This is a genomic window from Blastococcus atacamensis (assembly GCF_002938425.1).
Classification (GTDB): domain Bacteria; phylum Actinomycetota; class Actinomycetes; order Mycobacteriales; family Geodermatophilaceae; genus Blastococcus; species Blastococcus atacamensis.
The window spans coordinates 19,443-44,467 of the sequence record NZ_POQU01000003.1 but is presented as its reverse complement, the minus strand read 5'-3'; the positions used below and the strand labels follow the sequence as shown (position 1 = coordinate 44,467).

General features: G+C 72.2%; 17 protein-coding genes, 1 tRNA gene and 2 pseudogenes. 7 read left to right on the top strand and 13 right to left on the bottom strand.

Features of this window, described 5'->3' with window-relative positions:
- Nucleotides 1-105: 105 nt before the first annotated feature.
- Entirely contained in the window at nt 106-612 is a 507-nt protein-coding gene (locus C5508_RS01480) for a flavodoxin domain-containing protein (protein WP_198597772.1), read from the bottom strand.
- A 717-nt stretch (nt 613-1,329) separates the two neighbouring features.
- On the opposite strand from C5508_RS01480, the gene C5508_RS01475 reads away from it, so the two are divergent.
- Nucleotides 1,330-1,560, top strand: coding sequence for a PLDc N-terminal domain-containing protein (locus C5508_RS01475; RefSeq protein WP_104522906.1), 231 nt, complete (start codon nt 1,330-1,332; stop codon nt 1,558-1,560).
- Between the two features lie 25 nt (nt 1,561-1,585).
- Here the strand turns inward: C5508_RS01475 and C5508_RS01470 are convergent, their stop codons facing one another.
- The 3 genes from C5508_RS01470 to C5508_RS01460 all read right to left on the bottom strand — a co-directional run bounded on the left by C5508_RS01470 (nt 1,586) and on the right by C5508_RS01460 (nt 5,131).
- Nucleotides 1,586-1,996, bottom strand: coding sequence for a nitroreductase/quinone reductase family protein (locus C5508_RS01470; protein WP_104522904.1), 411 nt, complete (start codon nt 1,994-1,996; stop codon nt 1,586-1,588).
- Nucleotides 1,997-2,150: 154 nt separating this feature from the next.
- Entirely contained in the window at nt 2,151-3,413 is a 1,263-nt protein-coding gene (locus tag C5508_RS01465; RefSeq protein ID WP_157943903.1) for an HAD-IC family P-type ATPase, read from the bottom strand.
- A gap of 188 nt (nt 3,414-3,601) precedes the next feature.
- Entirely contained in the window at nt 3,602-5,131 is a 1,530-nt protein-coding gene (locus C5508_RS01460; protein WP_157943901.1) for a BUD32 family EKC/KEOPS complex subunit, read from the bottom strand.
- Between the two features lie 351 nt (nt 5,132-5,482).
- On the opposite strand from C5508_RS01460, the gene C5508_RS01455 reads away from it, so the two are divergent.
- From C5508_RS01455 to C5508_RS20570, 3 genes and pseudogenes are all read left to right on the top strand, one after another.
- On the top strand, nt 5,483-7,918 hold the full coding sequence (locus tag C5508_RS01455; protein WP_104522898.1) for a phosphatase PAP2 family protein: 2,436 nt from the start codon (nt 5,483-5,485) through the stop codon (nt 7,916-7,918).
- On the top strand, nt 7,915-9,000 hold the full coding sequence (locus C5508_RS01450; protein ID WP_157943900.1) for a lysylphosphatidylglycerol synthase transmembrane domain-containing protein: 1,086 nt from the start codon (nt 7,915-7,917) through the stop codon (nt 8,998-9,000). The genes C5508_RS01455 and C5508_RS01450 overlap by 4 nt, the downstream gene beginning before the upstream one ends.
- Nucleotides 8,997-9,566 (top strand): annotated as a pseudogene (locus C5508_RS20570) (phosphatase PAP2 family protein); the annotation flags it as partial. The gene C5508_RS01450 and the pseudogene C5508_RS20570, both read left to right, overlap by 4 nt.
- Nucleotides 9,567-9,656: 90 nt before the next feature.
- On the opposite strand, the gene C5508_RS01440 reads toward C5508_RS20570, so the two are convergent.
- The 3 genes from C5508_RS01440 to C5508_RS01425 all read right to left on the bottom strand — a co-directional run bounded on the left by C5508_RS01440 (nt 9,657) and on the right by C5508_RS01425 (nt 15,503).
- Nucleotides 9,657-12,215, bottom strand: a complete 2,559-nt coding sequence (locus C5508_RS01440) for a cation-translocating P-type ATPase (protein ID WP_198597771.1) — start codon at nt 12,213-12,215, stop codon at nt 9,657-9,659.
- Between the two features lie 621 nt (nt 12,216-12,836).
- Nucleotides 12,837-13,805, bottom strand: coding sequence for a universal stress protein (locus C5508_RS01430; RefSeq protein ID WP_157943899.1), 969 nt, complete (start codon nt 13,803-13,805; stop codon nt 12,837-12,839).
- 138 nt (nt 13,806-13,943) lie between these two features.
- Nucleotides 13,944-15,503 (bottom strand): DUF4389 domain-containing protein, encoded by a 1,560-nt coding sequence (locus C5508_RS01425; protein WP_104522888.1) that lies wholly within the window; start codon nt 15,501-15,503, stop codon nt 13,944-13,946.
- Nucleotides 15,504-15,825: 322 nt separating this feature from the next.
- On the opposite strand from C5508_RS01425, the pseudogene C5508_RS01420 reads away from it, so the two are divergent.
- Nucleotides 15,826-16,128: pseudogene (locus tag C5508_RS01420) on the top strand (DUF305 domain-containing protein); the annotation flags it as partial.
- 329 nt (nt 16,129-16,457) lie between these two features.
- Nucleotides 16,458-17,411, top strand: coding sequence for a hypothetical protein (locus tag C5508_RS01415; protein WP_157943898.1), 954 nt, complete (start codon nt 16,458-16,460; stop codon nt 17,409-17,411).
- Nucleotides 17,412-18,128: 717 nt separating this feature from the next.
- Here the strand turns inward: C5508_RS01415 and C5508_RS01405 are convergent.
- Nucleotides 18,129-18,201, bottom strand: a tRNA-Asn gene (locus tag C5508_RS01405).
- A 140-nt stretch (nt 18,202-18,341) separates the two neighbouring features.
- Here C5508_RS01405 and C5508_RS01400 point away from each other — a divergent pair.
- Nucleotides 18,342-18,551 (top strand): hypothetical protein, encoded by a 210-nt coding sequence (locus C5508_RS01400; RefSeq protein WP_104522882.1) that lies wholly within the window; start codon nt 18,342-18,344, stop codon nt 18,549-18,551.
- Between the two features lie 6 nt (nt 18,552-18,557).
- On the opposite strand, the gene C5508_RS01395 is transcribed toward C5508_RS01400, so the two are convergent.
- The 5 genes from C5508_RS01395 to ppdK form a co-directional block, all read right to left on the bottom strand.
- Complete coding sequence (locus C5508_RS01395) at nt 18,558-19,112, bottom strand: hypothetical protein (RefSeq protein ID WP_104522880.1); 555 nt, start codon at nt 19,110-19,112, stop codon at nt 18,558-18,560.
- Nucleotides 19,109-20,992, bottom strand: coding sequence for a DNA primase (gene dnaG, locus C5508_RS01390; protein ID WP_104522878.1), 1,884 nt, complete (start codon nt 20,990-20,992; stop codon nt 19,109-19,111). Before dnaG ends, C5508_RS01395 begins: the two co-directional genes overlap by 4 nt.
- Complete coding sequence (locus C5508_RS01385) at nt 20,992-21,510, bottom strand: hypothetical protein (RefSeq protein WP_104522876.1); 519 nt, start codon at nt 21,508-21,510, stop codon at nt 20,992-20,994. Before C5508_RS01385 ends, dnaG begins: the two co-directional genes overlap by 1 nt.
- Before the next feature lie 11 nt (nt 21,511-21,521).
- The gene (locus tag C5508_RS01380) at nt 21,522-22,145 is read right to left on the bottom strand and encodes a YdcF family protein (protein WP_104522874.1); all 624 of its coding nucleotides are present in this window, start codon (nt 22,143-22,145) and stop codon (nt 21,522-21,524) included.
- A 63-nt stretch (nt 22,146-22,208) separates the two neighbouring features.
- Nucleotides 22,209-24,902, bottom strand: a complete 2,694-nt coding sequence (gene ppdK / locus C5508_RS01375) for a pyruvate, phosphate dikinase (protein WP_104522872.1) — start codon at nt 24,900-24,902, stop codon at nt 22,209-22,211.
- Nucleotides 24,903-25,025 lie beyond the last annotated feature (123 nt).

Below are 25,025 nucleotides of genomic sequence, written 5' to 3'. Positions count from 1 at the left end.
GTGACGCCGACACGGTCGAGGAACTGCCGGGTGCTCGGTGCCAAACAGGCCGGTCGCAGTGAGCATGTCCCCGGTATCGACGTCGCTCCCTGACGGCGGTCCCGGTCACTCCGCCGCGCCGGACAGCTCGTCGGCGAGCTCTCCGGCGATCCCCGCGCCCCATTCCCCGACGACTGCGAGGTCGCGGAAGTCTCCCTCGGGCGCGCGGAGTGCCGTCACCATGGCGCGCTCCCGCAGTCCGAGAAGTGATCGGTCCAGGCGCCCCGGGAAGACCCGGTGCTCGCGGCAGCGGGTATGCACGAGCATCTCCTCGATCGCGAGCAGCTCCTCCGGCGGCCGGGGCGGAATCCCGAGCGGGCCGCTGGAGAAGGCCCAGACCGGCCGGTTCCACAGGTCGATGGCGCAGCGGAGGACGAAGCTCTGCGCCTGCTCCAGCCAGTGGCCGAAGTAGACGGCACTGCCGACGACCACGGCGTCGTAGCCCCGGACATCGGCCACGTCGCCGGCGTCACGGACGTCCACGGTCCACGTGTCCTCGGATGCCCCGGCCATCCCCGCCGCGATGGCGTCGGCGATCTCCCTGGTCGCACCGTGCCGGGTGGCGACCGCCACCAGCACCCGAAGCCTGACTGCTTCCCCGGGTGTGCTCATCGATCGCAGGGGGTCGACCGTGACTGGCATGACCCCACACTGACCTGCGCCGACCCAGAACGGGCAGGGACCATGGTCCTGTAGGGGACGGACTCCCGACACAGTGTTCAGCCGACCCGAGCCGCCCCGGACGACCCGGTGACGCATGGCCCAGCAAGACAGGACCAACGGCCCTGCGACGACAAAGTTGGCACATGGTCGTCTCTGTGCACGGAGTGACTTCCGACGGCAATGGGAACGGCCGGCAGCGGCCCGGCCGTTCCGCCGTCCCTTCATCGACGACGCCCGTACGTGTCCGTCCGGACCGGTGCCCGCAGGGTGGGCGCGTTCTTCGCGGCCTGCGCCGTGGGGAACCCGTCGGGACGCTGCCGCACGCCACTCAGGTAGTCGAGTGGTTCCGGGACAGCGCCTGGCTGCCGCCCCACCGCGTGCTCCTCGGCCGGCTGGTGCCCGTGGCCGGACCGGTCGTCGGCGCGACCGTCGCCTTCGAGGCGGTGGTCGCCGCGCTGCTCTTCAGTAGCCGGCACCAGGGGGCAGGACTGTCGCTGGCTACCGTCTGGGTGCTGGGCATCAGCCCCGCGGTGGCCTATCCGTACTGGTTGGCCAACGTGCCGCAGGCTCTCCTGTACGCGGGCCTGGCCCCCCGGGTGGAGCCGTCTATCGAACGGAGGAACTCACATGACTCGACGGAAATGGCGAGACCTGACGTCGCGACAGCAGGCGGCCGTCCTCACGCTGGCATCCGTCCAGCTCTCCCTGGCGGCGACGGCGTGGGCCGACCTCGCCGTCCGCCCGTCGGCTGCCGTCAACGGGCGCAAGGCGGTATGGGGGGCGGTCATCGCGGTCAACTTCGTGGGGCCGGTCGCCTACTTCCGCTGGGGCCGGCGTTCGGTCCCGGACACCGAGTGACGGCACCGACGGCGGCCGACCCCGATCAGCGCCCCGGTGCCGGCGATTGGATCGCCTCGAGCAGGATGACCGGGGTGCCGGCCGCCACCTCGACCCGCGGAAAGGCACGGCGGTATGCCTCCACGGCCGCCCCGTAGCCGACGTCACCCTCTTGGAGTCGTCGAGCGGCACCCACCGACCGACGCCCGCCACGTCGCAGCGTCACCTCCTGCGGAACGGTGCCGAAGTTGCGCCACCATGTCTTCCCCTCCCCCTTCCCGGCCACCACGACGAGGCCGTCGCCGAACGGCGCCGACATGACGGGCAGCTCGTGGCGGCGGCCGGTGCGGCGGCCGGTGTAGGCCAGCACCAGGAGCCGGCCACCCAGCAGCCGATGCCCTGGTGTCCGAGCCATCGCCCGGACGACCGGGTTGACCAGGTGGTTACGCACCCACACGAGCACTCCTCGCGACGTCGACGAACAACACGCTTGCGCGGATCATCCGAGCAGCGATTCCAGTGCGGTTGCCGAGAGCAGGCGGGGCCACCACGGACGGCGCGGGCCCGGGACCGGGGTGGCGGGACGAGCGCGTCGGCGCAACCAGCCGGGTTCAGCGGGCCGCACTGCCATCACGCCGCCCTTCATGTTGCCCCAGCCCCCGGGCCCCATGGTCACGGCCGCCTTCGCGGCGCTGGGGCGAGCCGCAAGCCGTCTCGCGATCATGAGACCCCGACCACCAGTTCTGCGGTGGCGATGACCCTGGTGAAGTCCACGACCGGATGCCAGCGGACCCGGCCATCCCGGACCACGAACGCCCCCATCGGGCGATTGCCCCGACATCTGCGCGTGGAAGCCACGCCGTGACGGTGACGACGTTGGCGCCGTCCTTCTCGTAGGGAGAAGCGAAGGCGACGGTCTGACCAGCCCCGGTGAACGGGAAAGGGGTGTCGGACATGTGAACCTCCACGGTCGGGGACGTCGCCGCCCTCGAGGGTGGCCGGCTGGTGGTCGGCGGGTCGGAGTCGGCGTCCAGGAGGACGAGTCGGTGGAACCGGATGTCGCCGTAAGTGAGGGTGCCCGTCTTGTCCAGACAGACGACGTCCACGCGGGCCAGGCCCTCGACGGCGGGCAGCTCCTGGACCAGCACCTGCCTGCGGGCCAGCGTCAGCGTCGCCACCATGAAGGCCAGCGTCGTCAGCAGGACCAAGCCCTCCGGGATCATGCCGACCATCGCCGCCACCGTGCCGGTCACCGCTTCTCGCCAGCCCTCGTTCTCCGACGTGCGGAACTGGCTCCAGAGAACGGCGGGGCCGACGACCAGCAGCATGATCGCGATCCAGCGCAGCACTCGGTTGGTGCTCGCGACCAGCTCCGAATACGTGACGGTGAACCGGCGTACCTCTGCGGCCAGGCCAGCCGCATACGACGACTCCCCCACCGCGACGGCCTGGACCCGCGCTTGCCCCGAGACCACGATCGCGCCGGACCACACGGCGTCCCCCGGACGCTTGGCGACCGCATCTGCCTCGCCGGTGAGCAGTGACTCGTCGACGGCGAGCCCACTCGACGTCAGCACGAGGCCGTCGGCAGGCACCTGGTCCCCCGCGGTGACCAGCAGCAGGTCGTCGAGGACCACGGCGGCGACCGGCACATCACACTCGACCCCGTCCCGGAGGACCCGGGCCCGGGGAGCGTTCAGCACGGCGAGCCGGTCCAGGGTTCGCTTCGCGCGCATCTCCTGGACGATGCCGATCGCGGCGTTGGCGACAACGACGCCGCCGAAGACCGCGTTCTGCCACCGACCGGTCATCACCGCGATCACGCACAGGCCGGCGAGGAGGGTGTTGAAGAAGGTGAAGACGTTGGCGCGCACGATGTCCGGGAGCGTCCGGCTCGTCCGCATCGAGGTGGCGTTGGTCTGGCCCGCTGCGACCCGCTCGGCGACTGCGGGCGCACTCAGCCCGTTCTCCGGGACTTGGGGCCGGCGTGGGATGTCCATCCTCGACGCGGCGGCCGGTCCGGCGCGGGGCGCTCTACCGGCACGCATCCTCTCCGTCGCCGTCACAGCAGACCGCCGGCCCGCAGGTTCAGCCCCACGAGCAGGATGGTGAGTAGTGCACCGGCCAGCGCCGCCAGGGCCAGCAACACCCGCACGAGGCTCCACCGCTGCACCCTGATGGGGGGCCTGGCAGGCAGCAGACGACGGAACTCGGTCACCAGGTCGCGGCCGTCGGCGTCGAGCAGTCGCCTGAGCTGGCGCGGAACGGTCAGGGAACTGGTCGCCGCGAAGGCCTCTGCCACCTCGTCATGCGAGAAGAACCGTGCCGACCGTTCGAGTACCCGCTCGGCGCCAGATGCGAGCGAGAGGATGAGCATCATGTTCGCCAGGTCGACGGCCTGCCGCCACCGCGAGGGTCTCAACTCCCCGAAGGACACGTCGATCAGGACGACGCGGCAGCCCTGCACCAGGACATTGGACGGCTTGATGTCCCGGTGCGCGGCCCCGGCCTGCCACAGGCGGAAGACCTGCAGCAGCGCGTCATCGATCACCTCATCGGAAACGCCCGACTCGAGGATCTCCACGGCACCCGGGACGAGTTCTGTGACCAGCAGGTACTCGCGGCCCGGTATCACCTCGACCACTCCCCCGGGCTCAGGCACCTGCACGCCCCCGTCGCGCAGCAGCCGGAGCATGTAGTCCTCGTGCTCGACCAGCCGGCGCACCGACGAGAACGGCGCCTCGTCCTCCAGGCGGCCGTAGCGCAGCACGCGGAGATACTTGTACCAGCGGTCCGACCGCAGATGCGTCGTGGCGTACAGCTTGCCGAACAGCAGGTCGGGCGGACCGTCCGCGACGACCAGGCGGCACGGCGTGGAACCGGCCGATCCGTCGAGACGGTAGGGGGCGAGGCCGGTGAGCGGGATACCCAACTGAGCCCGGACCGCGGCGATGATCCGGGCCTTGCGGGTGTCGTCGAGGCGCAGGTGCGCCTTCACCTCTCGCCGGTAGTGCACGGGGAACTCGCGGTCCGGGGCGAACACGACGAAGGCGAGAGCCGCGGCACTCCAGCCCAGGGGTGCACTGGCCATCGTGGCGAAGGCGCTGTCCAGCCCCAGGCTCACCCGGGCCGCGGCCATGGTCGCCACGGCGACGATCCCCGCCACAGCACCCCACCGGCGCGCACGGCCCGACGGGAACAGAACGAGCACCGTCGCCCCGACCACCGCAGCCAGCACGATCACCGGCCAGGCCGGCACGACCACGGCATCGGCGGAACCCGTGACACCGCGCCGCACGACCTCGGCAAAATGGGCGTCTCCCGCCACGACCTGGGTTGCGGCGGCGACGACCGACACCGTGCCCAGGTAGACGATCAGGTGCCGCCAGCGTACGAACCAGGTCAGGACCACCGCGACGGGCAGCCAGAGCAGTCGGTAACCGGCAGCGGTGGCGGCGGCGTCGAGATGCTCCGCCACGCCACGGGCCGGCCAGCCGCTGAGTACGTCGCGGATCGCCCGATCGACCGACTGAACGGGACCCGCCTGCTCGGTGACGAGGCGCAAGAGGACCAACGCCGTGAGTGACGTCACCAGCACGACGGCCCAGGTCCGGATTCGGCCCGGGTCGCGCAGGTGGGTGACACGTTCCTGCCCCGACGGACGGCGCCGCGCGGTGGCGGCCGGCCACGATGGCCGCCGCACGTCAGCGACGCGGGCCAGCCTACCGCGGGGCGGGGTGTCCACGTCGTCCTCCTGATGGTGGGCGCCCGATGCGCGCGAACCACCCGCGATACTGCCGCTAGGGAGCCGTGCGGTCGCGGGACGACCGTCCCCGATCGCCCGGGACCAACGTCCGCTCCCTGCCGAGGGAGGACCGCGGGCCTGCTGCAACGGGCCGCAAGACCCTGCCCACCGGAACCGGTCACGGTATGAAGTGACGGGATGACGATCCCGGTCATGACGACGCCACCCGCCCGCCGCACCGAGGGCGGGGACCATGCCCGCCGCAGGAAGGTGCAGCGGAATCAGGTCGACCTCGTGCGGGCGGCTCTCGGCCTGGCGGTGTTCGGGATCGGCTTCCTGATCGCGCAGCGAGGCGAGCTCCCGGTGTTGGAGCACGATCTCTTCCGGATCGTCAACGACCTGCCGGAGAACGTCTTTCCGATGGTCTGGGCGGTCATGCAACTCGGGAACATGGTCGCCGTACCGGCCGTTGCGGCGGTCGCCGCGCTGACCGGCCGCTTTCGGATGGCCCGCGACATGCTGACCTCGGGACTCCTGGCCTACGTCGCCGCCGACCTGGTGAAGAGCGTCGTCGGGCGGGAGCGACCGGCCGGTCTCGTCGACGCGAATCTGCTCGACGGGGACGTGAGCGGCATCGGCTTCGTCTCCGGGCACGCCGCCGTAGCCGCGGCCCTCGCCACCGCGGCGGTCCCGTACCTCTCCCGCAGAGGACGGCGGGTGGCATGGGCACTGGCCCTCACGGTTGCCATGGCCCGGGTCTACGTCGGCGCGCACCTCCCCCTGGACGTCCTGTGCGGTGCGGCGGTGGGCTGGGCGATCGGCGCGCTCGTGCACTACCTGTTCGGCGTCCCGCGGTGGGAGCCGGCGACAGCCCAGATCGCCGGCATGCTTCAACGGTGTGGCCTGCCCGTCCACCAGCTGCGTCCGGCGGGCGTCCATGCGCGCAGCTCCCACCCCTTCACGGCCGTGGACGAGGCGGGTCGTCGCCTGTACGTGAAGGTCCTGGACCCGGACCGCTTCGAGCGGGACTGGCTCTACCGCCTCTATCGCCTCATCGCCGTGCGCGACATCAAGGATGCCGACGCGGTGGCGCCGCTGGGTCAGCAGGCGGAGCACGAGGCGGTGGCGGCGATGACGGCCCGGGAACGAGGCGTCCGGACCCCGCCGGTCGTCCTCGCCCGGGGCAGCGACCGTGGCGCTGTCGTCGTGCAGGAGTTCATCGCCGGTCGGACGCTCGAGGAGCTGCGGCCGGACGACCTCACGCCCGACCTCCTGGCCCGGGTCTGGCAGCAGGTGGCACGGCTACGGGCGGCGAGGGTGGCTCACCACGACCTGGTGGCCTCCAGCGTGCTGGTCGACGGGGGCGGCGAGCCGTGGCTCGTGGACTTCGGCAACGCGCTGACGGGGGCGGACGATCGGGCGCTCGACGGAGATGTGGCCGAGCTGATGGCGTCCCTCTCCCTCCGGATCGACCCGGCCCTCGTCGTCGACTCCGCGCTGGGCACCCTCGGTCCCGACGTCGTCAGCGCGGCACTCCCCGGCCTCCGGCCGCTGACTCTCTCCGCGGCGACACGGGAGGGTGAGCGGGGACAGCCCGGACGGCTCAGCGGACTGCGGCGCGAGCTCCGCCGCCAACTGAACCTGCCCGATCCGACTCGTCCCCAGTTCGGCCCCGCAAGCGTCGCCGCCCGCGCGGCCGTAGGGGCGGGCGTCGCCCTGATCCTGGCCGGCGTGCCGTTCCTCGGCGGGGCGACGGATGTCATCGAGTCGGTGGAGGTCGGCGGATGGCGGTGGCTGGGCGGCGCCCTGGCCCTCGTGATCCTGGCGCGCGCCGCCATGGCGGCCGCCGCGTTGTTGACAGTCGACCGACGAATCGCTCTTGCCCGGACCTTCGGCGCCGCCATGGTGGCGGAGGGAGCGACTCTGCTCCACGGCCGCACCGGCTGGCGCCGCTCCACCGCCCGCTATCTCGAGCGGGCCGGCGTCCTCGAGGAGCCGGCCCGGCGGGCGACCGACCGGTTCCTCGCTGGGGCGATCGGGGCGGCGGCCGTGGTGGCGATCGGCACGTTCGTGCTGGCGATGGTGGAGGGCCGGCTCACGGGGTGGCGTACGCCGGAATCGCTTGTCCCGGCCGGCCTATTGGGCATCGCAGCGTGGGCGTTGGTGCTGGTGGGCCAATGGCTGGCTCACCGGCACGGATCGGCCACCCGGCCGGCGGGCGCCGGGGACCCGCAACGGCACGTGGCCCTGACCTTGCGCGAGGCCCTGACCTGGCGGCGGCACCGCAGCGCCCCGGGCGGCTGGAAGTGGTGGCCGCAGCTCGGCTGGGCATCACTCGGTGTGGCCCTCGAGGCCGCCGCACTCGCAGCCGCGGTGCATGCCGTGGGCGCTGACGTGCCACTGCTGGCCACGGTGGCGGTCTACGGCGCCCTGCACCTGCTCTGGTCGGTCCTGCCGGCGACGGGCCTGCCGGGCGCCGCCGACGTGGGCCTCCTCCTGACGCTCACCTCGCTGGGCGCCCCACTGGCCAGCGCCTGCGCCGGCGTCCTCGCCTTCCGGCTCCTCACGTACTGGGTGCCGGCTGGACTCGGCTCACTGCTGGCGGCGCGGTTCGAGCACCGCTTCGTGACGTGACCATCGCCCAGCCGCAACCCCGCAGGGGCGCCGGGCTGCGACGGGTGGCCTCCGGTCCGGCCGTGCGCCTCGGGCTCACCATCGGCGTGGTGGTCGCAGTCTTCGCCGGCGTGCTGCCGCAGATCGCCGACTACGGACTGGCCTGGCGCCTCGTGCGCTCGCTGTCAGGACCGGAGGCGGTGCTCGTCGCGGTCCTCGGCGCAGTGAATCTGATGTCCTACGCCCCCCTCTGGATGGCAGCCGTTCCGGGACTGACGTGGTGGCGCGCCCTGATGGCCGATCAGGCCTCGACGGCGATCTCGAACACGGTGCCGGCCGGGTTCGCGTTCGGCGTGGGGACCACGGCGGCGATGTACCACTCCTTCGGGTTCACGAGCGCGATCATCACGCGCGCGGTGGCGCTGACCGGCATCTGGAACAACCTCGTCAAATCGGCCATGCCCGCGGCGGCGCTGGGCGGGCTGGTCCTGGTGAGTGACGCGACAGCAGGGCTGACCGTCGCTGCCGTGCTCGGCAGCGTCGTCCTGTTCGCCGCCGTAGCCGCGCTGCTGGTCACCCTCACCAACCGCCGGGCCGGCGCGGCGCTGGCCGGCACCGCCGAGCGGCTCGCGACCCGGATCGCACTCCGGCGGGGCCGCACGGGTCCGTCGGAGTGGGTGGAGCGGACCGACCGGTTCCGGACCGACTCCCTCGAGCTGCTGAGACATCGCTGGTTGAATCTCACTGCAGCCGCCATCGCGAGCCACGCGGCGCTGTTCTGCCTGCTCCTGGCCTGCCTGCGGACCGTCGACGGCGAGGGCGCCGACGTCCACTGGATCGTCGTCCTGGCGGTGTTCTCCGTGACCCGGCTCGTCACCATCGTGCCCCTCACGCCAGGCGCGCTCGGGGTGGCCGAGCTCAGCTACGTCGCCGGCCTGACCGCCGTCGGGGTGGCCTCCACAGGGGCAGCGGGCGCGGTGCTGCTGTTCCGGTTGCTGACCTGGTTCCTGCCGATCCCGCTGGGGCTGGGCGCCTGGCTGCTGTGGCGACGTGGCGCCGGGCGAGTGCCGTCCCGACCCGAGCAGCGACGGACCCTCGCATGAGCCGGGCCTTCCGGCGCCGAACGGCCGACGCGGGCACCGCGCTCGCCGCAGCCGCCGTCACGGGGCTGTGCGCCTGGGCGGTGTCGCCGGGGACCGTCGGGAACCCCGAAAGACAGGTCTTCGCCTTCGTGAACCGGTGGCCAGATGTTTTGGAGCGGCCGCTGTGGGTCTTCCAGACCCTCGGCGTGCTCGGGATGCCACTGCTCGTGGCGTCCGCCGCGCTGGCGCTGCGGCGGTGGCGGCTGGCGCTGGGGCTTGGGCTGCTCGTGCCGGTCAAATTGGGCGTCGAGCGTGGGCTGCTCAAGGAGTTCGTGCACCGCGAGCGCCCCGGCACCACGATCCCCGGCGCGGTCCTGCGGGACGTCCCCTCGGCGGGGCTGTCCTTCCCGTCGGGCCACGCGATCATCGCGTTCGGGATCGTGGTCGTCCTGGCCCCGTACCTGCGCCGCCGTTGGCTGGTCGTCGTAGTCGCGCTGGCGGTCCTGAACGCCGTGGCGCGCGTGTACCTCGGCGGGCACGCCCCTCTCGACGTGGTCGGCGGAGGAACTGCCGGGGTCACAGCGGGCGCTCTGCTCAACCTGCTGGTCGGCGTCCCTGTCCGCGGCCCTGGTAATCGGGGTCGCGCCGCGAGCCCGGCTCGGATGTCCTGGCATCACTCAACGGGCCAGGTCCGCCCGGGTGTGCCGGCCGACGAGGCGCACGAGCAAGAGGACGGCCGCGGGCAGGAACCCTGCCCCGGCGGCGACAGCGAACTCGGCGCCGGCGAGCGGCTCCGTGCGCAGCACATCCGACAGACCCGGCAGGTACACCCCGGCAACCAGGAGCAGCCCGTTGGTGACGACGGCGACCGGTAGCCAGAGGGCACCCGTTCCGCCGCGCCAGGCGCCGCCCGGCCGCAGGACCAGCGCCAGGGCCAGCTGCGCCACGGTCAGGACCACGAACAACTGCGTCTGCCAGGGCCCACCACCGGCCCGCGACCAGGTGGCCACCGCGAGGCAGACGGCGGCGATGGCGACGGCGAGCCCGATCGTGCGCAGCGTCAACGAGCGGTCGAACACTCCGCTCGACGGATCGCGGGGTGGCCGACGCAGGACGTCGGGGGCAGCAGGCTCGGCTCCCATCGCCACACCGACGGGCCCGTGCGTGAGCAGGTTGACCCAGAGGATCTGGGCCGGCAGGAGGGGCAGTGCCAGTCCGAAGAACGGGCCCAGGAGCATGACCAGGACCTCGCTCGCGCCCCCGGCGATGCCATAGCCGACGAACCGCCGCACGTTGTCGTACACGCGCCGGCCCTCGGCGATGGCCGCGGTCACCGTGGCCAGGCTGTCATCGGCCAAGACGAGGTCAGCGGCCTCCTTGGCCACTTCGGTGCCGCGCTGTCCCATCGCCACGCCGATGTCGGCCGCGCGCAGGGCCGGCGCGTCGTTGACACCGTCCCCGGTCATCGCGACGACGTGCCCCGCGGCCTGCCACCCGGTGATGTACCGCAGCTTGCCCTCAGGTTCCACCCGGGCCAGCACGTGCCCCTCGGCGGGGTGCGCGTCGTCCACCAGGCCGACGGCTCGCGCCACGGCCTCGGCCGTACCGGCGTGGTCGCCGGTGACGAGCACCGGCCGGATCCCGGCACGGTGGCAAGACGCGATGGCTTCCGCCGCCTCCGGGCGGACCGGGTCATCGAGCGCGACCAAACCCAGGAGGCGACCGTCGCGGGCCACGGCGAGCACCCGCCGACCCTCCCTTGCCCAGCGCTCGGCGACCGGCACGGCGTCCCCGGCACCGGCCAGCCCGGGCAAGATCACCTCCGGCGCACCCTTGGTGATCGTGCTGGACCCGGAACCCGGCTCCCGATGCTCCGTGGTCATTCTGCGGGTGACCGCGTCGAAGGGCTCCTCGTGCACACGCGGGTATGCGGAGCGCAGCGCCGCGACGTCGATACCGGCGTCGCGGGCTGCCCGTACGAGTGAGGTCTCCGTGTCGGCCGATCCCGCGGTCCCGGCCTCGCCCGCCCCCGTCGGGTCCGCGTCGTTGCACAGCGCTGCCGCTTCCAGCAGAGACCGGGTGCCAGCAGGGACCGCTCCGTCGAGCGGGCGGTCTCCGTCCGCCGGGGTCCACGAGCGGTCGGCGACCATGGCGCCGCGGGTCAGCGTGCCGGTCTTGTCCGTGGCAAGCAGGGTCACCGACCCCAGCGTCTCGACCGCCGGCAAGGAGCGGACGACGGCGCCCCGCCTGCTCATCCGGGAGGCCCCCCCTGCCAGTGCAAGCGTGACGACGGCCGGCAGGGAGTCCGGCACCGCCGCCACGGCCAGCGCCACGGCGGCAACGGCCGTGATCTCCCACGGTTGTCCGCGCAGCAGCCCGAGCAGGAGGAAGACCAGGCACGCGAACACGACTGCGACCGAGATCTGCCGTCCCAGCCGGTCGAGCCGCCGCTGCAGCGGCGTGCGGGGTGACTCTCCCTCCTGCACCAGCGCGGCCACCCGACCGATGGCGCTGGCCATGCCGGTGGCGACGACGACGGCCTCTCCGGTACCGCGGACCACAGACGTACCCGCGTGCACCATGCCGCTTCGATCCGCCACCGGCCCGTCTTCGGGTGCGATCGCCTCGGCGGATCGGTCGACCGGGAGTGCCTCGCCCGTCAGCAGCGACTCGTCCACCTGTAGGCGGGTGCTGCGCACCAGGCGCGCATCGGCGCCGACGATGTCCCCGGCGCTCAGTCGCAGGACGTCGCCGCGAACCAGGCCTCGCGTCGGGACCCAGACGTCCCGTCCGCCACGGACCACCCGGGCGTTCGGCGCCACGAGGGTCGTCAGGGCGCGGACGGCGCGGATCGCCCTCCGTTCCTGGACGACGCCGAGGGTGGTGTTGACCGTGATGACCAGCAGGATCACTGCACAGTCGACGAAGTCCCCTGTTATGGCGGTGAGCACAGCGGCCCCGATCAGCACCAGGATCAGCGGGTCGGTGAGCTGGGCGAGGATCGACCGCAGGAGCGACAGCGGCCGTCGGGTCGCTATCTCGTTCGGACCGTCGGCAGCCAGCCGGGCTCTCGCTACGGGGTCGTCCAGACCGGTGCGCGGGTCGGCCTCCAGATCCCGGGCGACCTCTGTGGCGGGCCGCGACCACGGCGCCGCCCCCCCGACCTGATCGAGGCCGGTCAGAACTGGCTCACCGGATACGGCGTCAGAGCAGGCCGAGAACGCGCGGGGTTCCACCTCAGTAGCCTCGTGTCCGCGCGTCGACGCGTCCCAGGGGAAGACGTCCCGCACGACCGTGACTCAGGACCCGCGGCCGGACCCCACCGGTGACCCCTGACACCGAGCTGCGCAAGCGGCACTCCCCACCGGAGAGGCTCGCCAGGATTCGAACGGCGAGGTGAGCGCTGCCGCCGAAGCCGTAGATTCCGAGGCGACCGCGGGTGCCCCATCGGCGCAGCGCAGTGCCCGGTAACGGGCGATTCCGGCGCACAGCAGCGGGCGGCCTGTTCGTCGTCCGGGCTGTCGGGCAGCCGGTAGGCGAAGCTCTCAGCGACCAGGTAGGCGTCGGCGCAGCCCCGGGGGACGTCTCAGCCGGTGAACGCCGGACCAATGCAGAGCTTCTCGGCGCCCCGCCGGCAGTACCGGCAGCTGGCGTCGCTTCCACCCAGCCACACGGCCCTGATGCGCTCCCGTACCGAGAACGCAAGGTGCAGGTCGGTGCGGCAGGCCCCGCAGCCGGTGACGCCCAGCCCCGGACCTGTCCCGGGCCGGCTCGGCAGCTCGCGCTGCAGCCCGCCGCAGCAAACCGCGTCGATCGCTGCCGGAACGTCGACTACCCACGCCTGCACCGGGAGGACCTCAGCCCACCGTGAGCCCGGCCCCCGCGGTCGCCTGCACCGTCGACTCGGGGGACCGGTCCGCCGGCTCGGGGACGACCAGCACCGGGCACGGGGCGTGCATCACGCAGTGCAGCGCCACGGTCCCTAGGACGACACCCTCCAGCTGGTTGCGGCTGCGGCTGCCGACCACGAGCAGCCGGGCACCCTCGGCCTCTCGCACCAGCACCTGGCCGGGGTGACCCTCGACGGCGACGACCCGGACGGCGCCCCGTTCGAGTGCCTCTGCCCCGACCACCTCGGCGACGATCGATTCGCTGCGGGCGCGGGCGTGCGGCTGGGTCTCACCGATCGGTGGCGGCATGACCGCGTACAGGTCGATCCAGTAATTCGGGGCCTCATAGGCGACGACAGCATCGACGCGTGCTCCGAGGGGCGCGGCCATCTCCACTGCCGCCGCGAGGGCGGCGCGGGCGGGCTGGGAGTCGTCGAGGCCGACCACTACCCGCGCCGGCTCCTCCGCCGGCGCCGTCGTCGGATGCACGACCACGACCGGGCACTTCGCGTGCGCCGAGCAGTGCAGGGCGACCGAGCCGGCGACCGTGCTACGCAGACCACCGCGTCCCCGGCTGCCGACCACGAGCAGCGCGGCGTCCTCGGAGCGCTGCACCAGGTGCGCGGCGGGCGCGCCGCCGACAACCAGGATCTGGACGTCGACAGCGGCCGCTCCGGCCAGCGCGACGATGGCCGGGTCCTGCCGTACCTCGTCGAGCATCGCCTGGGCACGGATCTCGGTCTGCGAGCGAATGGCGTCGATCCGGCCGCTGTCCAGGAGGTAGGGGTCGACCCAGTAGAAGTCGACCGGAAAGGCGGAGAGGACCTCGAGGTCCGCACCCCGCTGCGCCGCTTGCGTCAGCGCCCAGGTCAGCGCCCCGCGTGCTCCTTCCGAGCCGTCGATGCCGACGACGATCCGCTGCCTCACTTCGCTCACGGGGTCTCCTCCAGAGCATGTCCCGGTTCCTTCCCGGATCTTCCCCACGTCATCGTCCGGGTCGTGCCGCGTCCGCGGCCCGACGTCCCCGGCTTCCGGGACGTAGGTCCCGGAAGCCGGCGAGGGCCCGCGGACGGCTCAGCGGTTGGCGATGGTCTCGGGAGTGAGCGCCGGCTCGGTCGATCCCGGGCTCCGCGGCGCGGGTGGTCCCGCGTACGCCGACACGTCGCTGTGCGGTGTCGTCCCGGTGCGGCGCGCCGCAACAGCGACGAGCAGTGCGCCGATCCCCAGGAGCAACGCGCCGATGGCGGTCAGTCCGGTGGCGATCCAGGGCAGTCCGGGCGCCGTCGCTCCGGCGCGTACGCCTGCGGTCACACCGGCACCACCGTCGGAGCGCATCACGACGACCGTCCAGTCGCCGTCCGCGGGCCGCCAGGTCAGGGCCTGTGTGCCTGTTCCACCGGCCTCGGCCACCCAGATGTCTGCCTCGCCGGGGGGCTGACCCGGTGCGCCGCCGGTGCGTTCGGTGGTCCGCGTGGCTGCGATCCGCCCGCCGTCCCAGCCGAAGCTCGCGTCATCGAGCTGGGAGTACCCGACGCCCCGCAGGTAGCCGGCAGCGTCGGAGGTTCGGGCTATCCCGACGAACATGTCGGTCTCCCCGTCGGCCGACGTGACCTCGATCCGCGCCCGCCCGAGCACCTCGTCGACCGCCCAGTCCAGCCCCGCACCCTCGAGCCGGAAGCTGTCGCTGATGACCGCGTAGCGGTCGGTGCTGAGCTCGGCGGTCGGAGTCCACAGGTAGCCGCCGTCACGCTGCGTGCGGTCGACCCAAAGCAGGTCCGCACCGCCGAGCAGGGTGCCCGCGGCGGTGAACAGCAGCACGACGCCGATGACCAGGGCTACGACCCGGCCGGCGGTCCAGCTGTGCGGCGCCGGTCCGGCCACCGGAGCGGGGGCCGGTGGCCCGGCCACGGGCGAGCCGGATGGTGGCGGCGGCGTCGGCCCAGCCGGCACGGAACCGGCGTCGGGACCGCCCAGGTCCAAGCGGAACGGGGGGTACTCGTCGGTCATCAGCCCGGCGTAGGCGGCCACGCGGAGAGCCCACCGGTTCATGCCGAGCACGAAGTCGTAGAGGGAACGCGGATAGCGGCCCGTGAACAGCAGCACCAGGCCGGCGACGAGCACCAGGAGCGCGACGAGCCCGCCGGCACCCCAACCGGTGTCCAAGAAGCCCTCGCCGTCACCGCCCCGGGTGCCCAACCAGACGCCTCCACCGACGAACACCGCCAGGATCAGGTAGTGCGGGATGACCAGGAGCCACCACTTCACCAGCACCAGGCCGCGTGACAGCCGCTGCGGGTAGGGGACGTGGAGGTGTGCCGGGTAGTCGGGGACGTCGGCGAGGGTGAACGGCGGATAGCGGTCGGTGCCCAGGGCGCCGTAGCCGTAGTAGTGCACCCGCCACGTCCAGCGCAGCACGCCCACGTTGAAGTCGAATAGGCCGAGCGGATACCGCCCGGTGAACAGGATCGCGAAGAAGGCGATCACGCTCACCACGCTGAACCCAATCCAGAGGAACGCCAGGGCGACGTAGTGCGGGATCAGCAACAGCCACTTGACCAGCCACAGTCCGCGGGAGACTGACGGTTCCACCGCCGCGTCGACACGTACCGGGTACGGCCTCCGGTTCTCGGTCACGCGCGGCCTCCTTCTCCGGCGGCGCAGGAGGGCGGTCGCCCGATGCCGGCCGGTCACCGTCCACCCTCGCTGCGAACGAGCGGGACCGACACAGCCCTTCGTCGCCGATGCACCACCGACCTTCGTCCGCACCGCATGGGACGCGACCGCGGCGCCCCCACACAGTGGGGACGTTCGTCGTCGCCGGAGCGGAGGCCCGACCCGGGCACACGGCGGCGTCCCCGACCATCGCTGGGGGCCTCCCGCCCGGCGGAGGAGCCGTTGATGTCGTCATCGACGCCGCCCTCCGGCCACCGGCGCAGGATCAGGCACCCAGCAGCCACAGATCGACACGCTCACAGGCTGGCTGAAGGAGTGGGGCGTCGAGCACGGCGGCATGGACCACGACGGCGGAATGATGTCCGAGGAGGACATGCACGCCCTGACGTCCGCCACCGGTGCGGACTTCGACCGGCTGTTCCTGGAGCAGACGATCGAGCACCACACCGGCTCCGTCGAGATGGCCGAAACCGAGATCGCCGACGGTCAGAACGCCGACGCGATCGCGATGGCCGAGAACATCCGCGACACCCAGACCGCCGAGATCGACGAGAGGGAGCAGTTGCTGACCGAACTGGGCGGCTGAAGCACCGGCCCGGGCGGTCGGTGGTCACTCCTGCCGCCCGCCGGGCTCCGGCAGCGGTCACTCAGGCTGGCGATCAGATCGCGGCTGGCCTGCTCGCCCCGCGCACTTCAGGCCGCTCCAGATGGTGCGTCCCTACTCCGGCCAACCAGCCCGAACAGACGAGCGCCCGTAGCCCCGTTCGGGCAGCCGCCGCTCACTGTCGAAGAGCCTCGTCCATTCACCTGGGCCGACGGAGGGCGGGTCTTTGGTCCCCCATCGCCAGGACCCGTGGCCGGTGCCGTGCCCGCACGTGGACGCGAAGCTGGGCTCATCGAGCCCCAGGAGGAACGATGAGCGCGATCAGCGCCCCCCGAGGACGCCGCACGGATGCACCGGGCGGGCGCACTCGACAGCGCTCGGCAGTCGACCCGGTGGACGAGGCCGCGGCGCGGTGGCTGGCAACCGCGACAGCGGTGCTGGCCGCCGACATCGTCGTCGTCGCGCTGCTCGGGCCACTGGTCACCGGGGTCATCGACTACCGGGTGTCGCCGCTGCTCGCACACCAGCTCATGGGAGCCGATGCGGTGTCCCTGGCAGTCATCACGCCGCTGACCCTCCTGGCAGCCTGGCTGTTCCGACGGCGGTCGCCGCACGGTCCTCTGCTGGCGCTCGGTACGGCACTCGCCGCCTGGTACTTCGCGGCCGAGCTCGTGTTGGGCCCGGACCGCTTGGGGCGACCCGGCAATGACGAGGCGTTCTTCCCCCTCTTCCTTTCTGTGCTCCTCCTCTCGGCGGCCGTAGCCATCGGCGCGTGGCGTGCACTTCCCACGACGGCAGTTAGCCTCGGTCGTCGTTCCCGCGCGGTGATCGGCAGCCTGCTGCTGATCATCGTGGCCCTTTTCGTGCTCGGCCGATACCTCCCTGCGTGGTTGTCGATCGTCGACGGCACGCCCTCGGCCGACTACGTAGCCGGCCCCAGTGTCTGGTGGACCGTCGCCTTCGAGGATCTCGCCTTGCTGCTGCCCGCCGCGGCGGCTGCCGGCATCGGCCTCCTCCGTAGAGCACGGTGGGCGGGTATCGCGGCCTTCGCTGTCAGCGGATGTCTCGCGCTTATCGGAGTGGCCGTAGCCGCGATGGCTTGGTCGAACAACTGGCACGGCGACCCGGGCTCGACCCCCGGCACGGCGATGGCCATGACGTTCATCGGCGTCTTGACCGCAGTGCCCGCGATCGTCTGCTGGACCGCCATCGCCGGGGGCGTGACGTCGGGCCCCCTGGGCTCATCGGCCGCCGAGAGAGGTTGAACCGCCTAGCCGAACGGGTTTACAGGCCGAGCCGGTCTGGTTCCGCCACTCCCTATGCGCACAGTCGCTGACGGTAAGGCGCGGCTGCGCTGTTCAGAGACGAAGCCGGCGCGCCATCGACAGAGGTGACGTCCAGCGCTGCAGCCAGCCGGGGTAGAAAGCGAGGCTGCGGACGCTCGCGCCCTGTCTCCCAGACCCGCACGCGCCGCCGGGCTTGAGAGCTCCAGCCTCGTGGCCAGGTCTTCCCTGGTCAGCCCTTCGGCCTCGCGGGCAGCCTGCAGGCGATCGCCTCGAAGCAGCAACCGCGCCACGGCAGCCCCCCATCAGGCGTTCGGTGGACACCCGGTCCCGGCCATGAACGCTAGCCCCAGCGCCCACCCGCTCCGCCAGCGTCTCGCCGCCGAATGCGGCACGAATTGGCAGCTGGAGAAGTACCGGAGGAGAACCGGAGGACGTCCGTCGTCCCATGCCCAGGGTGGTCCTCAGGTGGAGGGTTTTCGGCGACAGGAGCTCGACACAGCCCACGCGCGGAGGCACCTGTCGACTCGCGCTCTACGTGTCTGAGGTGACCCGACTACGGCTCGCAGCGCGCCGCTCCCCGCCTCAACTCTTCGCCGGCCGGGACGTCCACACCCGACTGCCCGCGGCCGAAATCAGGGCTTCTCATGGTTTGCTCAGAGAGAAATCGCTTCCGCAAGCGGCTGAGCTGCGGTTCTGCTCCCCCGATTGGACTCGAACCAATAACCCTGCGATTAACAGTCGCATGCTCTGCCAATTGAGCTACGGGGGATCAGCGGGGGCGAACCCGCTGGCCCGACGAGAGTACCCCAGGGCCTGGAAGGCTTCGCGCAGGGCTCACCGGCGGCGAAGCGTTGTGCGCCACAGGTAGCGTGATCGTCGTTTCCCGCACGTCCACCCAGGAGGACCTCCATGTCCAAGCTGTCGTTCCTCGCCGGATTCGGTGCTGGTTACGTGCTCGGATCACGGGCGGGGCGTGAGCGCTACGAGCAGATCCGCCGCGGCTGGGAGCAGGCGAAGGACGACCCGCGTCTGCAGAGCCTGGCGGGCATGGCGCAGGCTCGCGCCGACGACGCCGTCTCCGCGCTCAAGGCCCGCATGGGCGGCGAGCCCCCGCGCTGAACCGGCTCAGGTGGGCTGCTCGGCGGCCAGCGCCTCGCTGAGCTTCTGCCGCGCTGCCTCCCGCGCTTCCGGGTCGTGCCGGTCGGCGTCCTCGTCGAAGACGACGGTCCATTCCCGCTCGGCCTGACCGGGCACCCGGCGGGCCACCAGCAGCACCCTTCCCCTGCCGGGCAGCGCCGTGCGGCGGCTGGTGAGCACCGTCTGATCCACCCGCTTGCGCACCACGGCCGGCAGGTCGCCGGCGTCGCTCAGCACGTAGCGGACGGCGGGCTCCCGGGCCTGCACCCCCGGCTCCACCTCGGTCAGCGCCGTGACGGTGAAGCTGCCGCCGCCGTCGTTCGTGCCCGTCCACCGCGCGGAGCCGACCCGGTGCCACGGCAGTACGTCGGTCGCTCCGTCGGCGTCGATCGTGCGCAGCCCGCGGGACGTGGCCACCAGCCACCCGCCGTCGCGGACGATCGGCCCCCAGGCCAGCGCCCGCTCGTCCGGGTCGGCGAGGACCGCCCGCACCGGCTCCGGCGGGCCGGCGAACCGCCGCCGGATCGACTCGAGCAGGCTCACCCCAGACCACCCACCGCACGCTTGCGCAGCGAGATCGCCAGCTGCTCCAGGTCCATGAGTTGCTTGAACGCCTTCATGTAGTCGTCGCCGGCCTCGATCGGGTTCATCCGCTGCAGCCGGCCCTTGAGCGCGGTGATCTCGCGGACGGTGGCCATCTCCTGCAGGCGGGCGACGACGGCGTTCACGTAGCCGGCGTCGCCTTCGCCCACCGCCCGCAGCGGCTCCACGGCCAGCGCCGTGAGCATCGCGCGGGCGCTCTCGCGCTCGCAGTGCGCGGCCACCTCGTCCAGCCACGCCGGCCCGGTGACCGCCGTGTTGGCCGCCCCTCCGGCACCCGCCACCGCCGCGGCGACGGCGGCGTAGTCCGGGTCGGTGTAGGCGGCCGGTGGCACCGCGTCGAACGCCGGTCCCGCGTACTCCGGCACCTGCAGCGCGGCCTTCACCGCCTCGCGCTCGACGGCGAGGGCGGCGTCGTCCGGCGTCCGCTGGGGAGCGCGCGGGCGTCCACGAGCAGGCGTTCCTCCCCCGTCGTTGCTGAGCCGGCGCATCCGCTCCAGCACCTGGGACTCGTCGATGTTGCCGATCATCCCGGCCAGCTCGCGGGCGTACGCCGGGCGCAGCGCGTGGTCCTTGATCTGGGCCACCAGCGGCACCGTCTTCTCCAGCGCCGCCACGCGGCCCTCGACGGTGTCGAGGTCGTAGCCGGCCAGCGTCGTCTTCAGCACGAACGCGATCAGCGGGGTGCGCCGGGCGACGAGGTCACGCACGGCGGCGTCACCGTGCTCCTGGCGCAGCTCGCACGGGTCGCGCCCCTCGGACTCCACCGCGACGAAGGTCTGCCCGACGAAGCGCTGGTCCTCCGCGAAGGTCTTCATGGCCGCCGCCTGGCCCGCCGCGTCGCCGTCGAAGGTGTAGACCACCTCGCCGCGGAACTCGTCCTGGTCCATGAGCAGCCGGCGCAGCACGCCGATGTGCTCGGCGCCGAAGGCGGTGCCGCAGGACGCCACGGCCGTGGTGACGCCGGCCAGGTGGCAGGCCATCACGTCGGTGTAGCCCTCGACGACGACGGCCTGGTGCCGCTTGGCGATGTCCCGCTTGGCCCGGTCGATGCCGTAGAGCACCGAGCTCTTCTTGTAGAGCGGCGTCTCCGGGGTGTTGAGGTACTTCGGGCCCGGGTCGTCGTCCATGAGCTTGCGGGCGCCGAAGCCGATGACGTCGCCGGTGATGTCGCGGATGGGCCACAGCAGCCGGCGGTGGAACCGGTCGATCAGCGTGCCCCGGGAGGACTCCTTCGCCAGCCCGCCGGTGACCAGCTCCGCCTGGGTGAAGCCCTTCGCGCGCAGGTGCCGGGTGAGCGCGTCCCAGCCACCGGGTGCGTAGCCGCAGCCGAAGTCGAGCGCGGCCTGTCGGTCGAAGGCGCGGTCGGCGAGGAACTGGCGGGCGGGCGCCGCCTCGGGGGTGGCGAGCTGCTCGGCGTAGAACGCGGCGGCCGCGGTGTTGGCCGCGACCAGCCGGGCGCGCTGGCCGACCGAGGCGCGGTCGGGCCCGGCGGTCGGTCGCCCGCCGTCGTCCTCGTACTTCAGCTCAACGTTCGCCCGGTTCGCCAGCAGCTCGACGGCCTCGGAGAAGGACAGGTGGTCGATCTGCTGGACGAAGGAGATGACGTCGCCGCCCATCCCGCAACCGAAGCAGTGCCAGAGCCCGCGACTGGGAGTCACCTGGAACGACGGCGACTTCTCGTCGTGGAACGGGCACAGCCCCTTGAGGCTGCCGCCACCCGCGCGCTTGAGCTGCAGGTGCTCGCCGACGATCTCGTCGATCTTGCTCCGCTCGCGGACCAGCGCGATGTCCGCAGCCCGGATGCGACCTCGTCCGGCCATCAGTCCCCGCCTCTCCCGCCGCCGTCGCAGCTGCCGCCGTCGCCGATCGCGACACCGCCGTCGCCCGTGGGCCGCAGCACGGTCTCCAGCCAGAGGAGGAACACCTGGTGGTGCACGGGCAGGTCCGGCTCGGCGGTCAGCGTGGGCCGCGGGGTCCAGCCGCCGGTGCTGCCGGTCTCGGCGATGACCCGGCCGCCGGTCAGGTACCGGTGGGTGCCCGTCCACAGCGAGACCTTCTCGACCTCGACCGGGGTGCCCTCCAGCTCCACCGTCCAGGCCGACCTCCACACCGACGTCCGGCAGGCCCGCAGCCGCGCGGTGCCGTCGGACTCACCGGCCAGGCGGGCGGTCAGCTCGCCCTTCGACTGCTCCAGCACGCAGGTCTGCGCCCCGATGGTGGCGGTGCCCGGCTGCTTGCTCGCCCGGCCGTGCAGCGCGGCGATCACCGTCCCGTCGCGCAGAACCGGGACCACGCCCGCGCCGGTCCCGGCGGAGTCGGCCTTGCCCAGTTCGAGCACTGTGTCCTTCCTCAGCCGATGCCGGGTGCGCCGGCGACGCTCTCGCCGGTCACGCGGTAGAGCAGGTAGGCAGCAGTCTCCCGCAGGATGTAGCGGAACTGGGTATCGCGGGTCTGCACGGCCGGGCCCTGCCGGGTCGGCGAGCTCTCGGCTTCCATGCCGGAGTCCTCGGCCATGCGCACGGCGCGCATCGCGTGCCACGGGTCGGTGACCACGACCGCGTGCGACCAGCCGCGCTCGGCGAAGGCGGCACCGACCACCCGCATGCTCTCCAGGGTGTCCACACCCTCGGGGACCGCCAGCAGCGCCTCGGCCGGCACGCCGGACTCCGCCAGGTAGTCGCGGCCGGCCTCGGCCTCGGCGAACTGGTCACCCTCCGCCCTGCCGCCGACGGTCACGATGACCGGCGCGACGCCGGCCTCGTAGAGCTCACGGGCGTGCTCGAGCCGGGCCTCGAAGATCGACGAAGGGACGCCGTTGTACTGCGCCGACCCCAGGACCACGATCGCGTCGGACTGCGGGCGGGAATCCTGCCGGGCGATCCACCAGATGCCCAGCGCCGTGGAGAGCACGAGGAGGACGGCGGCCAGCACGGCCGCTCCCACGACCCGCGTCGTCAGTCTCCACACGAACACCCGTCATGGGTACCACGCGGGACTGACGACGTGCTCCCGGAAGGGACGGCGAGCAGGTGCAGGTCAGCCGAGCGCGGCGCGACCCGCCTCGAGCCGGGCCACCGGCACCCGGAACGGCGAGCAGGAGACGTAGTCCAGACCGACCTCGTGGAAGAAGTGCACGGACTCGGGGTCGCCACCGTGCTCGCCGCAGACACCGAGCTTGAGGTCGGGGCGGGCGGCCCGTCCGGCCTCGACGCCGATCCGCACGAGCCGGCCCACGCCGTCGCGGTCCAGGGCCTCGAACGGCGAGATGCCGAAGATCCCCTTGTCCAGGTACTGGTGGAAGAACGCGGCCTCGACGTCGTCGCGTGAGAAACCCCAGGTCATCTGGGTCAGGTCGTTGGTGCCGAAGGAGAAGAAGTCGGCGTGCTCGGCGATCTCGCCGGCGGTCAGCGCCGCCCGCGGCACCTCGATCATCGTGCCGATGAGCGGTGCGACGTCGATACCGCATGCCTGGCACACCTCGGCCAGCACCCGCTCGGACTCCTCGCGGATGGCCTCCAGCTCCTGCACCGCCCCGACCAGGGGGATCATGATCTCCGGCCGCGGGTCACCGCCGGCCTTCTTCCGCTCGCACGCGGCCTCGGCGATCGCGCGCACCTGCATGTCGAACAGGCCCGGGACGACGAGGCCCAGGCGCACGCCGCGCAGACCCAGCATCGGGTTGGACTCGTGCATGCCGCGGACGGCTGCCAGCAGCCGCAGGTTGCCCTCGTCGGGCTCGCCGCGCTCCTCGGCGAGCGCGACGCGCACCGACAGCTCCGTCAGGTCGGGCAGGAACTCGTGCAGCGGCGGGTCGAGCAGCCGCACGGTCACCGGCAGCCCGTCCATCTCCTCGAAGATCTCCAGGAAGTCCTGCTTCTGCAGCGGCTCGAGCGCGTCCAGCGCCGCCTGCCGCTCCTCGTCCCCATCGGCCAGGATCAGCTTCTCCACCAGCTTGCGGCGGTCGCTGCCGAGGAACATGTGCTCGGTCCGGCACAGCCCGATCCCCTGGGCGCCGAAGCGCCGGGCGCGGGCGGAGTCCTCGGGGGTGTCGGCGTTGGTCCGCACGTCGAGGCGCCGCACCTGGTCGGCGTGGGTGAGGATCCGGTGCACGCTCTTCACGAGGTCGTCGGCGTCGTCGGACCCCGGATCGATCTCGCCCTCGAAGTAGCGGACCACCGCGGACGGCTCGACCGGCACCTCGCCGAGCCACACCTTGCCGGTGGAGCCGTCGATGGAGATGACGTCGCCCTCGGTCACGACGGTGCCGTCGGGCGCGGTGAACTTCTTCGCCTTGGTGTCGACCCGCAGCTCCTCCGCGCCGCAGACGCAGGTCTTGCCCATGCCGCGGGCGACGACGGCCGCGTGCGAGGTCTTGCCGCCCCGGCTGGTCAGCACGCCCTCGGCGGCGATCATCCCGGACAGGTCGTCGGGGTTGGTCTCCCGTCGGACCAGGACCACCTTCTCCCCGCGGTCGGCCCACGTCACGGCCTCCTCGGAGGAGAAGACCGCGCGGCCGACAGCGGCACCCGGCGAGGCGTTCATGCCCTGGGTCAGCTGGGTGGCGTTCCCGCCGGAGACGAACCGCGGGAACATCAGCTGTGCGAGCTGGTCGCCGCTGACCCGCCGCACGGCCTCGTCCATGTCGATGAGGCCCTCGTCGACCAGCTGGGTGGCGATGCGGAAGGCCGCGCCCGCGGTCCGCTTGCCGACGCGGGTCTGCAGCATCCAGAGCTTGTTGCGCTCGACGGTGAACTCGATGTCGCACAGGTCGCGGTAGTGCGACTCCAGCCGCGACATGATGCCCATGAGCTCGTCGTAGGCGGGCTTGTCGATCTGCTCGAGGTCGACCAGCGGCACGGTGTTGCGGATGCCGGCGACGACGTCCTCGCCCTGGGCGTTCTGCAGGTAGTCGCCGTACACGCCCTGCTCGCCGCTGCCCGGGTCGCGGGTGAAGGCGACACCGGTACCGGAGTCCATGCCGAGGTTGCCGAACACCATGGAGCAGACGTTGACGGCGGTGCCGGCGTCGCTGGGGATGCGCTCGCGGCGGCGGTAGATGATCGCCCGGTCGGAGTTCCAGGAGTCGAAGACGGCGTTGATCGCCAGGTCCATCTGCTCGCGGGGGTCCTGCGGGAAGTCCTTGCCGGTGTGCTCCTTGACGATCGCCTTGAACCGGCCGACGACGTCCTCGAGGTGGGCGGCGTCCAGGTCGAGGTCCAGATCGGTGCCCTGCTCGCGCTTGACCTCGTCGAGGGCGTCGTCGAACAGCTCGCCGTCGATCCCGAGCACCGTCTTGCCGAACATCTGGAGAAGCCGGCGGTAGGAGTCCCACGCGAAGCGCTCGCTGCCGGACTGGGCGGCCAGGCCGCGCACCGACTCGTCGTTGAGGCCGACGTTGAGGACGGTCTCCATCATCCCCGGCATGGAGGCCGCGGCACCGGACCGCACCGACACCAGCAGCGGGTCCGAGGGATCGCCCAGGGACTTGCCCATGGCCTTCTCCAGCGCCGTGAGGTGCTCGCTGACCTGCGCGTCGAGCTCCGGCGGGGTGCCGCCGTGCTCCAGGTAGAAGCGGCAGGCGTCGGTGGTGATGGTGAAGCCCGGGGGCACGGGCAGACCCAGGTTCGTCATCTCGGCGAGGTTGGCCCCCTTGCCGCCGAGCAGGTCCTTCTGGTCCTTGTTGCCCTCGCTGAAGTCATAGACCCACTTGGCCGACGCATCGCTCGACATCCCCGTACCTCCACGCTCGTCGGCCCCCGCGGGCGCGTTCCTCGCGGAGGAGATGCCGCGCGGAGCAGACGTCCTAAACGTCCACCCCACCGGCGTCCGTCGATGGTGTCGGATCCGCGCGCT